This is a genomic window from Thiorhodococcus mannitoliphagus, assembly GCF_010915725.1.
In the GTDB taxonomy this organism is placed as follows: domain Bacteria; phylum Pseudomonadota; class Gammaproteobacteria; order Chromatiales; family Chromatiaceae; genus Thiorhodococcus; species Thiorhodococcus mannitoliphagus.
Genome location: NZ_JAAIJR010000144.1, coordinates 1 through 12,346 on the forward strand (window position 1 = coordinate 1; position 12,346 = coordinate 12,346).

Genomic DNA, 12,346 nt, shown 5'->3' on the forward strand with positions numbered 1-12,346 from the left:
TCCCGCGTCGGCGTTGGTGGACTGCGCTGCGCTTGTCCACCCTACAGAAGACGATTGGCCGAAACGATGATCGACGCGCCCCCTTTCGCAAAGGGGGGCTAGGGGGGGATTTCGGGCGGCATCGCTCGCATCGGGAAACAATTGATGGACACTTTCTAGGGCCGGTAGGGTGGACGAGCGAGAGCGAAGTCCACCGAATCCCGCGTCGGCGTTGGTGGACTGCGCTGCGCTTGTCCACCCTACAGAGGACGATTGGCCGAAACGATGATCGACGCGCCCCCTTTCGCAAAGGGGGACTAGTGTCCATCGACAACTTCCCCCCCTTTCGCAAAGGGGGGCTAGGGGGGATTTCGTGCGGCATCGCTCGCATCGGGAAACAATTGATGGACACTTTCTAGCGAGGCTTCGCCTCAGACCGACGAGTCATGCCATCAGGATCGCTATCGGAATCGGGATCGCTATCGTCGGTTCGATACCGATACCGATACCGATACCGATACCGATACCGATACCGATACCGATAGCGACGGCCTTGGATGGTCGGACGCTTCATCGAAATTTGACTCATCTGCAAGCATTTTACGCCCTCAAGCATTCTAGCTCTGGGGCTCAGACTCAGCGGCGCTGTCAGACTGGCGGCTGATCGCGACCTGGCGAATACGCCGCGCCGAAGCGCTCTGCACACAGATATCGAGCCCATCGAGCCTGAGATTTTCGCCTTCCAAAGGAATCCGCTCGGTAAAGGACAGGATCCAATAGCTCACGGTATCGGTCGGCTTGCCCGGAAGCTCGATGTCGAGGAGTTCCTCGACGACACGCAGCTCGACGTGACCGTCCACCAGAATGCGCCCTTCCGCGAGCACCATCGTCTGATCCGGAAGCTCGTCGACCTCGTCGTAGATCTCGCCGACCAGCTCTTCCAGCAGGTCTTCCAAAGTGACCACGCCCTGGAGATAGCCGGTCTCGTCGACGACCACGGCCATGTGCTGTTTCTCCCGCCGCAGCCATGGCAAGAGCACGTCGATCTTTTGATTCTCCGGCACGAACAGCGGCGTGCGTCCGATGCTGAGGGCGTCGCTCCCGGTGCGTCCAGCAACCACGGCATCGAAGAGGTCTCGCAGGAAGAGCACCTTGAGGATCTCGTTGGAGTCTGCGCCATGCAGGGGAATGCGCGAGTAGGGCCGCTGCATGACCTCCGGCAACAGCTCGTCCAGCGAGCGGCGCCCATCGAGCGTGAAAACGCCGCGCATCGGCGTCATGACGTCGCCGGCCTTCAGATCATTGAGCCTGAACACGCGCTCGATCATCTCGCGCTCGTCCGACTCGATGGTCCCCTCCTTTTCGCCGTGCTCCATCATCCTGATGAGTTCGGCCTCAGTGATCATGGGATCGGCCTGAGCGCCGGACAGGCGCTGAACCTGATTGGTCAGCTCATTGAAGATCCACACCAAGGGATAGATGGCGCGCATGAAGGCGACCAGCAGGGGCGCGATGATGAGCGAGATGCGTTCGGCATAGCGCGTCGCCAGGCTCTTCGGGGTGATCTCACCGAAGATCAGAATGAGTATCGTGAGCACGCCGACGGCCACACCCGGCCCGAAGTGCCCCAGCCAGCGCGTCGCCAGCACCGTCGCCATCGCGGACGCGGCAATATTGACGACGTTGTTGCCGATCAGAATGGTAATCAGCATGCGCGACGGATGGCGCTTGAGCCGATAAACCGCCGCGGCGCCGCGCCGGCCTTCTTTGGCCAATGCCTCGGCACGGCCGAGTGAGATCGACACGAGCGCCGTCTCCGAGCCTGAAAAGACGCCCGAGAGCACCAGCAGAATGAGCAAAATCAAAAGCTCGGCCAAAGAGCGCTATCATCCTCTGCGAAGTCGGGCGGCGGCGCGTCGGCATGCTTGAGCCGATCCCTGCCCGGTGCGCGCGATCGTAACACAACAGTAACAAGCGGATATCTGGAGGGCGACCCAAGTTCGATGACGCCGCTCCCCGTCTGTGGGAGCAGCGCCCATCGGCGCAGTCACCCACGGCAGGGGGACATCCGGATAGCCAAGACACCACGGCTCGTACAAACTTGACCGCTCACTCAAGCCCTTCGACGCACGGGAAAGAGCCGCCTCGGGTAGGATGCAGTGAGGCACGCACCCGATCCTTGGCGATCAATGCGGTTCGCGGTGCCCGCCGCATCCCACGCATCGCCTCAAGTGTCTGAAACGCGGCGAGAGCCACCCCTAAGAGGCTGTCTGAAAAACCTCGGGGCGACTTTAGTCGCCCTTGGCACTGGCGGGAGGGCGAATGAATTCGCCCCTACAGCTCGGGCGATCACAATATTCAGACAGCCTCTAACAGCCAAAGCGATCGCCGCAGAGCACCTCGGCTCACAAGACATGGCCCTGCTGCAAGCGGTGGCCAAGATCGGCGCGGAGACATCCAGTCGGAGAGAGACCATGACCAATACCAGCAACTCCGACGGAGATTCCGGAGCCCCCATGACGACGGCGACCGAGCACGCCGAGCCCTCGACATCCGCTGCCACCGCATCCACCGGCCCAGGCACGGAGCCAGCGCCAGGGCCAGCAGAGCCAGCCCGCTTCCCGATCGTCGGCATCGGCGCCTCGGCGGGCGGTCTCGCCGCCTTCGAGGCCTTCTTCTCAGCCATCCCTCATCGTGTCGCGACGGGCATGGCCTTCGTGCTGGTTCAGCATCTGGCGCCCAATCACAAGAGCATCTTGACCGACCTGATCAAGCGCTACACCACGATGCACGTCCAGGAGGTTGAGGACGGCGTGACCGTGCAACCGGACTGCGCCTACATCATCCCGCCCAACATGGACATGGCGCTGTTCAAGGGCAAACTGCACCTGCTGGAGCCGGCTGCGCCGCGCGGACTGCGGCTGCCGATCGACTTTTTCTTTCGCTCCCTGGCCAGCGACCAGCAAGAGCGGGCGATCTGCATCGTGCTCTCTGGCACCGGCAGTGACGGCACCTTGGGGGCGCGCGCGGTCAAGGGCGAGGGCGGCCTGGTCATGGTCGAAACCCCGACCAACGCCGCCTACGACGGCATGCCGCGCAGTGTCATCGCCACCGGCTTGGCGGACGTCATTCTGCCGCCGGCGGAGATGCCCGCGCGGCTCATCGCCTACCTGGCGCATGCCTTCGGCAAGACGCCGAGCCTGCAGGCGCCGGCCGCCAAGAGTGAGGACACGCTGACCAAGATCTGCCTGCTGCTGCGGGATGCGACCCGGCACGACTTCTCGCAGTACAAACAGAGCACGCTGGTGCGCCGCATCGCGCGTCGCATGGCCCTGCACCAGATCGAGGAGCAGCAGGGCTATGTGCGCTATCTACAGCACGAGCCGAGTGAGATTCAAGCACTCTTCCGCGACCTGCTGATCGGTGTTACCAACTTCTTCCGCGACCCCGAGGCCTTTGCCGCCTTGGAGACCGGGGTCATCCCACGCCTATTCGCCGGAAAGCGGGCGGGCGAGACGGTGCGGGTCTGGATCTGCGGCTGCTCTTCCGGGGAAGAGGCCTATTCCATCGCCATCCTCATCCATGAGCACCTCGCAGCGCTCAAACAGAGCACCCAGATCCAGATCTTCGCCACAGACGTCGACGCGCAGGCGATCGCGCAGGCGCGCGCCGGCATCTATCCGGCCAGCATCAGTGCCGACATCTCGCCCGAGCGCCTCGGTCGCTACTTCACGCTCGACCAGAACGCCGGCACCTACCGTATTCAGAAGAGCATTCGCGATCTGCTTGTTTTCTCCGAGCAAGACCTGATCCGCGACCCACCTTTCTCACGACTGGATCTCATCAGCTGTCGCAACCTATTGATCTATATCAACGGGGCACTGCAGCGTAAGCTCATACCACTGTTTCACTATGCGCTCAATCACAACGGCGTGCTCTTCCTGGGCAGCTCGGAGACCATCGGCGACGCCCTGACGCTCTTTACGCCGCTAGACCGCAAGTGGAAGCTCTACGCCCGGTTGGACCCCAGCAGCAGCGGCGCGCCGCCGAGCCTCGGCGATCTCCCCGCGCAGCCCCGCTTTGCGCTCGAGTCCGTCAACCTGACCGCACCTGAGCCAGCGGCGGACGGCACTGATCTGCGCGCCTTGACGGAGATGACACTCCTTCAGCATTTCAACGCCGTCGGCGTGCTGACCAATGCCAGAGGTGAGATCTGCTACATCCACGGGCGCACCGGGCAGTTCCTCGAGCCCGCCTCCGGCACGGCGGCCATGAACATCTTCCAGATGGCACGCGAGGGGCTGCACCGTCCCTTGACCACGGCCCTGCAGCGCGCGGTCACAAGCCAGGACGTGGTCGCGCTCCCTGGACTCAAGGTCAAGACGAATGGCGATCACGCACGCGTCGACCTGACCATCAGACCCGTACAGACCAGCCTGCGCGGCCAGAAGGACCGTGCGGATCTCTATCTGGTGGTCCTTGAGTTGGCGCCCATAGCGCTCCCGATGCCAGCCCCCGAGGACGCGGCTGCGGACAAGGACAAGGACAAGGACAAGGACAAGGATGCGACTGCAGACGCGGATGCCGCAACCAGCAAGGCTCGACGCGAGCGGCGCATCGCCGAGCTGGAGGATGAGCTGCGGGGCAAGGACGAGTACCTGCAAACCACGCTGGAAGAGATGGAGACCTCCAACGAGGAGCTGAAATCGACCAACGAGGAGATGCAGTCCGTCAACGAGGAGCTTCAGTCCACCAACGAGGAGTTGGAGACCTCGAAGGAAGAGTTGCAATCCGTCAACGAAGAGCTGGCCACGGTCAATGCCGAACTCCAAACCAAGGTCGCCGACCTCTCGCGTGCCAATGACGACATGAACAACCTGCTGGCCGGGACCGGGGTGGCCACGCTCTTCGTCGATGACCAGCTGCGCATCAGCCGCTTCACGCCAGCCATGACCCAAATCATTAAGCTCATTCCCAGTGATATCGGTCGATCGGTGGGCGATCTCGTCTCCAATCTCGTGGGCTATACTGATTTCGTAGAGGATGTCCATCGAGTCCTGCAAACCTTGGTCCCACATGAGCAGGTCGTCCAGGCGCAGGATGACACCTGGTTCCTGATGCGCATTGGTCCCTATCGCACCCTGAACAACGTCATCGAGGGCGCTGTCATGACCTTCGTCGACATCTCTGGCCGCAAGCAGATGGAGCAAGAGCTGCAGACCGCCCGCGCCTTCGCCGAAGGCATCGTGGACGCGGTGCGCGAGCCCTTGCTGGTCCTGGACGCGACGGGCGCCTTGGTCTCAGCCAACAGCGCCTTCTATCGCCACTTCCAGCAGAGCCCAAAAGAGACGCTTGGCAAATCGCTTTTCGAGCTAGGCAATGGCCAATGGGACAGCCCGGCACTGCGCCAACTGCTCAGGGATCTCAAGGCACCTGGGGCAAGCCTCGACGACTATCGCATCGAGCAGGATTTCCCCCAGCTCGGCCGGCGGGTCATGCAGCTCAACGCCCGACGCCTCGCACCCGTTAGCGGCGAGACTGGCACCATTCTGCTCGCCTTCGAAGACCTCACAGCAGGACCTGCCACGGCCAAGGACGCCCCCTCGAAGTCCGCAACATCAGCGTCCCCCGGAGGGAAGCATGATCCAAGCGACGCATGAAGGGCGGCACCAGGACGCCTTGCCCGCGTCCGCAGCCGCCCCGGAGCTGCGCGAGCAGGCCGAGCAGGCGCTGCGGCTACGCGCAGATGCATCGCTCGAGGACCTGGCGCTCGATGACGCCAAACAGCTCGTCCACGAGCTGCGTGTGCATCAGATCGAGTTGGAGATCCAGAACGAGGAGCTGCGCCGCGCCCAAGCGAGGCTGCAGGCGTCTGAGGCGCGCTATTTCGACCTCTACGATCTCGCCCCCGTCGGCTACCTCACCCTCAGTCAACAGGGATTCATCCAAGAGGCAAACCTCGCCGCGGCCACCCTGCTCGGCTCGCCGCGCGGGCAGCTGGTGGGGCAGCCGCTGTCCGGCTTCATCCTCCCCGAGGACCAGGACGGCTTCTACCAGTGTCGCGGCGAACTCCACAGAACCGGCACTCCGCAAGGCTGCGAGCTGCGTCTTGGCCAGACGCAAGACGCATCGCGCTGGGTACAGATCGAGATGAGTCTCGCGCAGGATCCAGAGACGGCGCAGCCCCTCTGGCGGGCGATCCTGAGTGACATCAGCGCCCGCAAGCACGGCGAGGCGGAACTCGAACAGCATCGGCACCACCTCGAGGCGCTCGTCGCCGCCCGCACCGCGTCGCTGAGCACGGCGCTCGCGGCGGCCCAAGCCGCCGATCAGGCCAAGAGCCGCTTCCTGGCCAACATGAGCCACGAGATCCGCACCCCGCTGAACGCCATCATCGGGCTCGACCACCTGCTCTTGAAGGAAGTCACGAATGACCACGCCCGGGACCGACTGCACAAGCTCGGCGCCGCGGCCGCACACTTACTGCAGATCATCCAAGACATCCTCGACCTCTCCAAGATCGACGCCGGCCACCTGTCGCTCGACGCCCTGCCCCTCTCACCGCAAGGGCTGATCGAAGAATGCATCGGGCTGCTGGAGGGACAAGCCAAGGCCAAGGGGCTCACCTTGGTCAGCGAGGTCGATCCCGCGCTGCCCAGGGAGCTGATCGGCGACCCCATTCGTCTCGAGCAAATCTTGCTCAACCTCGCCGGCAATGCCATCAAGTTCTCCGAGCATGGCCCGATCAAGCTGCGGGCCATGCTCGAGGCTGACGAGGGCGCAGCGGTCAGCCTGCGCCTGGAGGTCGAGGATCAGGGCATCGGCCTCACCCAGGCCGATCAGCAACGGATCTTCCAACCCTTCACGCAGGCCGACGATTCCATGACCCGTCGCCATGGTGGGACGGGCCTTGGACTGGCGATCGTCAAACGCCTGGCTGAGCGCATGGGGGGCGAGGTCGGCGTCATCAGCCATCCGGGACGGGGCAGTCGCTTCTGGGTCCGGGCGCGCCTGCGCAAGCCGAGGCGCAACGAGGTCGCGCCGCCCGCCGCGCCGGACGTCTCAGACCTCTCGGAAGCGGCCCTCAGGTTGCGCTTCGCCCATTGCCGTCTGCTGCTGGTTGACGACGAGCCGATCAATCAGCTCGTGACCACGGACATGCTCGAGGCCATCGGCTGCGACCTGGACACGGCGGACAATGGCCAGATCGCCTTGGAGAAGGTGCGCACTCAGGACTATGCCCTGGTGCTGATGGACATGCAGATGCCGGTCATGAACGGTCTGGATGCAACCCGTGCGATTCGCCAGTTGCCGGACCGCGCACGCCTGCCCATCCTCGCCATGACCGCCAACGCCTTCGATGAGGATCGCCGGGCATGCCTGGCGGCGGGCATGAGCGACTTCCTCGCCAAGCCGGTCGAGCCCGAAAAGCTCTACGCGGCACTGCTGCGCTGGCTGCCTGAGCCGGATTGATGGGCTGAGCCACCGCGCTGACCCTGCGGCACCATGAGCGGCGAGGGGAACTAGAATCCTTGAGGGCGCAAAATGCTTGCAGATGCGTCAAATTTCGATAAAGCCTCCGACCATCCAAGACCGCCGGGGTCGGTATCGAGGTCGGGGTCGGTATCGGCATCGGCATCGAGGTCGGTATCGGGATCGGCATCGAGGTCGGCATCGGCATCGGCATCGGCATCGAGGTCGGCATCGGCATCGGCATCGAACCGACGATAGCGACCCCGATTCCGATAGCGACCCCGATGGCATGACTCGTCGGTCCGAGGCGAAGCCTCGCCAGGTAAAGATTCAATATTTATGTTGTCTTTTGCATGAATTTTGCTTTAAAAATAATATAAATATAAAACAATAATTTAAAGTCTTATATCGTTAATTTTAAGTCGCATAACTTATTTTTGAATCCTTACTAGGTGTTTTCCCGGACAGAGGTTGCCGTCCCGATGCCCTAAGCTGAAGGGGTTGCCTGCTTGGTCGCTGTATCAAAGCACCGAACCTGGGCGGACGTTCCCATCGTTCGAACCTCGACGCTGACAAGATAGGCTTGCTGCGCCTTGCCCAACCTAGGGGAGAAGTTGCTCGACGACATCTCACGCGGCAGCTCGAACGCCATCGCTCGACAACGCCGTTAATGCAGAGAGCGTCTCATGGCAAGGATCGACCGAGTTCAACGCCCCCCAGCGGCAGCCGCCCAGCCGCCATCGACAGATGACGGCGCAAGGCTGCGGCAGCGCGCTGAACTCCAGCTGTCCGACCTCAGTATCGACGCGGACGGATCCCCTACCCCGCACGATAAAGCACGCCTCGATCATGAGCTGCGCGTGCATCAGATCGAGCTGGAGATCCAGAACGAAGAGTTGCGCCGCGCGCAGGCCGAGCTGGAAGCCTCCCGCACACGCTACTTCGAACTCTACGACCTGGCGCCGGTCGGCTACATCACCCTGACCGAGCGCGGCTTGATTCATGAAGCCAACCTCGCCGCCGCCAAGCTGCTGGACACGGCGCGCCAGCAACTGCTGCGCCGGCCGCTGTCCGATTGGCTGATGCCGGAGGATCAGGACATCTACCATCAGGCCCGGCGGCGGCTGAATTCGGCGCTATCGCTGCAGCGCTGCGAGCTGCGCCTGCGGCGAGCAGACGGCGCCAGCCTCTGGATCGCGCTCGCACTCTCGTTGAAGCAGGAGCCCGAGACCGGTTCCCTGCAATACCTCGTGGTCATCAACGACATCGATGCCCACAAGCGTCTCGAGGCGCTGCAGCGCGAGGAGGCCGCGCGCAAGGAGGACTTCCTGGCCTTGCTCGGCCACGAGCTGCGCAATCCCTTGGCCGCGATCCGCCACATCGCCGAGGTGCTCGCCCGTCCCGAGGGACAGGCGTCGAGCCAGCTCAGGCCCATGGCGGAGATGCTGCAGCGTCAGTCAGGTCACCTGGGCCGCTTGGTGGACGACTTGCTCGACCTCTCGCGCATCAATCGTGGCGCCATTCGCCTCGACCGCGCACCCTGCGATCTGCGTGAGTGCGCGACCAACGCCGTGGAGCAGATTCAGGCCACGCTCGAGGTGCGCGGCCAGCACCTGGATGTCGCGCTGCCGCTGCAGCCCCTGGTGCTGAGCGCCGACAGCGTGCGACTCACGCAAGCCATCGTCAACCTGCTGCGCAACGCGAGCGAGCAGAGTCCGAGCGGCGCGCGCATCGATCTGGAGTTGAGCCTCGCCGAGGGCAGCGCCACGCTCGAGGTGCGCGATCAGGGCGCGGGGCTCGACCCCAGCGCACTGCGGCGCCTGCTCGAGCCCCAGGCGCAGCTCGACGCCGGTCAGGCGCGCTCCCGCGGTAGCCTCGGGATGGGGCTGCCCCTGGTGCGGGGTCTTATCGAGCTGCACGACGGAACCCTCGAGGCGCTGAGCCCTGGGATCGGTCAGGGCAGCACCTTCCGCATCCGCCTGCCCTATCAGCCTGGGCAGGCCGCTGGGGAGGCGTCGGCCGCGCAGCCCCCCGATCTGCCGGCGCAACGGATCCTCATGGTCGAGGACGATCCCGATGTCGCCGACAGCTGCGCCCTCCTCCTCGGGCTCCTGGGCCAAGAGGTGGAATGGGCTGCTGACGGCCCCGCGGCCCTCGCCGCGGTGGAGCGCTTCCGGCCGGACCTCATCCTGCTCGACCTGGGCCTCCCCGGCATGGACGGCTTCGAGGTAGCGCGGCGTCTGCGCGCGACCGCGCCCGGACGCACAGCGCGCCTAGCGGCCCTGACGGGTTGGGGACAGGCCAAGGATATCGACCGCACCCGAGATCTCGGCTTCGACGCGCACTTCACCAAGCCGCTCGATTCCGAGACCCTGATTGAATGGCTCGGCGGCAGACCAGGACCCGCATCCACGAACAAGAGCGCCACCACCACAGAGACGCCTCATGCAAGGATCCGATGACGCCCCCAGGCCGAGTGACAACCACCCGACGGAGACCCTGAACGACCCGGAAGGACTGCGTCGGCACGCCGAAGATCGATTGCGCCAGCGGTCCACGCCAACCGAGACGAGCGCGCCCGAGGACGCCGTGCGCCTGCTTCACGAGCTGCTTGTCCATCAGATCGAGCTGGAGATCCAGAACGAAGAGCTGCGTCGGGCCCAGGCGGAGCTGGAAGCATCCAAAGCACGCTATTTCGACCTCTACGATCTAGCCCCGGTGGGCTATCTGACGCTCAGCGAAGCCTGGTTGATCGAAGAGGCCAACCTGGCCGCCGCCAGCCTGCTCGATCAGCCGCGCGCCGCGCTGGTCGGTCAGTCCTTGTCAAACTTCATTTATCCTGAGGATCAGGATATCCACTACCGCTGCCGCCTTGCGCTGCGATCGACAAAGGAGCGACAACGCTGCGAGCTGCGGCTCATGCACGCCGACCATCAGACCCTGTGGGTCATGGTGGAGACCAGTCTTGCGCCGCAGACCACATCCGGCTGTCCCTATTGGCAAAGCATTCTGATCGACATCACGGCTCGCAAGCAGGGCGAGTTGGCACTGCTCGAAGCCCAAGCCCGCCTGCGGCTGGTCACGGAGATCGCCGAGCTGACCTTCTGGGAGTGGAATCCCAAATGCGACCGCATCTCAGTCGCTTCGGACGGCAAGCCCTCGCCTGCGACGCCCGCGCGCGGCACACCGACGCGGCTCGCCGAATGGGCCGAGATGCTGCACCCTGAGGATCGCCCAAGGATCCTCGCCAGCATTCACGCCTTCGTCGAGGACCCCCAGAGCGCGAACGAGCTTCAGTACCGGATCTGCGACTCCGACTCCGGATACCGTTGGCTCCAGACCCGTTTGGAGGCCACCTTGAACACTGCAGGCCAGGTCGATCAGCTCCTCTTGGTGCATCAGGACGTCACCCGCCGCAAGGCATCCGAGGACCAGGCAGTGCGCCTAGCGCAGCACGATCCGCTGACCGGACTCCCGGCGCGGATCCTGCTCGACCAGCTCGCGGAGCACATGATCGCAGGCGCAAGGCGCGCCGGGGAGCAATTAGCGGTGCTCTTCTTTGATCTGGATCGCTTCAAGGCCATCAATGATCTCCACGGGCACGACACGGGGGACCAAGTCCTTAAGGCCGCAGCAAGCCGACTGCGCGCCACCTTCCGCGAGGAAGACCTCGTCTGCCGCATGGGAGGCGATGAATTCGTCGTCGTCCTCTCGAGGATTCGCGATGCCGACGAGGCGGCACATATGGCTCGGAAGGTCATCGCCGCGCTGTCCCCTCCCTACGACATCTGCGGACTGCAGCTCAAGTGCACGGCCAGCCTCGGCATCAGCCTCTTTCCACGAGATGGCGACACACTCGGCGAATTGCTGCAGCGCGCCGACATCGCCATGTATCAGGCCAAGAAGGTCAGTCCCGGCCACTATCAGTTCGTCACCGCGGCGCTCAATCGCCAGGTCGAGGCTGCCCGCATCATGGAGCAGCGGCTGCGCCAAGCGCTTGAGCAGCGTGAGCTGTGCTTGGTCTATCAGCCGCTGCTGAATGTCGACAGCGGTCGCGTCGAGGGTGTCGAGGCGTTGCTGCGCTGGCCGCAGCCGGAGGGCACACCCATCCCCCCAGAGACCTTCCTTCCGGTGGCGGAATCCATCCATCTGATCCACGATCTCGGCCACTGGGTGCTCCGAGAAGCCTTCCAGCAGCAGGTCGTTTGGCAACAAGCGGGGCTGTCGAGCATGCCCATTTCGGTCAATATCTCGACCCGCCAGTTCTATCACCCCAAGTTCATCGACGAACTCACCGAGATCTGCCGCGAGACCGCTGCCGATCCGCAGCTGCTCACCTTGCAGATGAGCCAGGCCACCCTGCTGGAGAACCGCGATGTCTCGCTCCAGTTGCTCGACAAGCTGAAGGCCTTGGGGGTCAAGCTGGTGATGGACGATTTCGGCCTCGGCTGCGCCAGTCTCTGCGAGCTTGGAGACCTGCCGCTGGACGGCCTGAGCATCAACCGTGTCCTCGTCCAGCGGCTCCACATCGCACAGAGTTCGCCTGCGATCCTCGACACCATCATCCACCTCGGTCGTGCATTGGCGCTGCAAGTCACCGCGGTTGGCATCGAGAGCGCATCCGATCTGAGCTTCATCCGCGAGCGCGACTGTGATTGGGCCCAAGGCTATTACCTTGGCGAGCCCATGTCAGGGGCCGAATTCGTGCGTTGGTATCAGCAGCGCCTTTAGAAAGTGTCCATCAACAGCTTCCCCCTTTCGGCCTTGGTCATCAGTTGGGCCGGTAGGGTGGACGAGCGAGAGCGAAGTCCACCGAATCCCGCGTCGGCGTTGGTGGACTGCGCTGCGCTTGTCCACCCTACAGAAGACGATTGGCCGAGACGATGATCGACGC

The 12,346-nt window shown here is 63.8% G+C and carries 5 protein-coding genes; 4 read left to right on the forward strand and 1 reads right to left on the reverse strand.

The features are described from left to right. Window positions 1–596: 596 nt before the first annotated feature. Window positions 597–1,856: a hemolysin family protein gene (locus tag G3480_RS22155; RefSeq protein ID WP_164656168.1), complete on the reverse strand. Its 1,260-nt coding sequence runs from the start codon at window positions 1,854–1,856 to the stop codon at window positions 597–599. A gap of 597 nt (window positions 1,857–2,453) precedes the next feature. Here G3480_RS22155 and G3480_RS22160 point away from each other — a divergent pair. From G3480_RS22160 to G3480_RS22175, 4 genes are all read left to right on the forward strand, one after another. Continuing rightward, complete coding sequence (locus G3480_RS22160) at window positions 2,454–5,639, forward strand: chemotaxis protein CheB (protein ID WP_164656170.1); 3,186 nt, start codon at window positions 2,454–2,456, stop codon at window positions 5,637–5,639. Then, the gene (locus tag G3480_RS22165; RefSeq protein ID WP_164656172.1) at window positions 5,620–7,452 is read left to right on the forward strand and encodes a hybrid sensor histidine kinase/response regulator; all 1,833 of its coding nucleotides are present in this window, start codon (window positions 5,620–5,622) and stop codon (window positions 7,450–7,452) included. Before G3480_RS22160 ends, G3480_RS22165 begins: the two co-directional genes overlap by 20 nt. Window positions 7,453–8,138: 686 nt before the next feature. Continuing rightward, window positions 8,139–9,914, forward strand: coding sequence for a hybrid sensor histidine kinase/response regulator (locus G3480_RS22170; protein ID WP_164656174.1), 1,776 nt, complete (start codon window positions 8,139–8,141; stop codon window positions 9,912–9,914). Continuing rightward, on the forward strand, window positions 9,898–12,183 hold the full coding sequence (locus G3480_RS22175) for a putative bifunctional diguanylate cyclase/phosphodiesterase (protein ID WP_164656176.1): 2,286 nt from the start codon (window positions 9,898–9,900) through the stop codon (window positions 12,181–12,183). The genes G3480_RS22170 and G3480_RS22175 overlap by 17 nt, the downstream gene beginning before the upstream one ends. The last annotated feature ends 163 nt before the right edge of the window (window positions 12,184–12,346 follow it).

Coding starts and splice junctions, on each gene's coding strand:
- G3480_RS22170 (WP_164656174.1), top strand. CDS start 8,139: ATGGCAAGGATCGACCGAGTTCAACGCCCCCCAGCGGCAGCCGCCCAG.
- G3480_RS22175 (WP_164656176.1), top strand. CDS start 9,898: ATGCAAGGATCCGATGACGCCCCCAGGCCGAGTGACAACCACCCGACG.
- G3480_RS22165 (WP_164656172.1), top strand. CDS start 5,620: ATGATCCAAGCGACGCATGAAGGGCGGCACCAGGACGCCTTGCCCGCG.
- G3480_RS22160 (WP_164656170.1), top strand. CDS start 2,454: ATGACCAATACCAGCAACTCCGACGGAGATTCCGGAGCCCCCATGACG.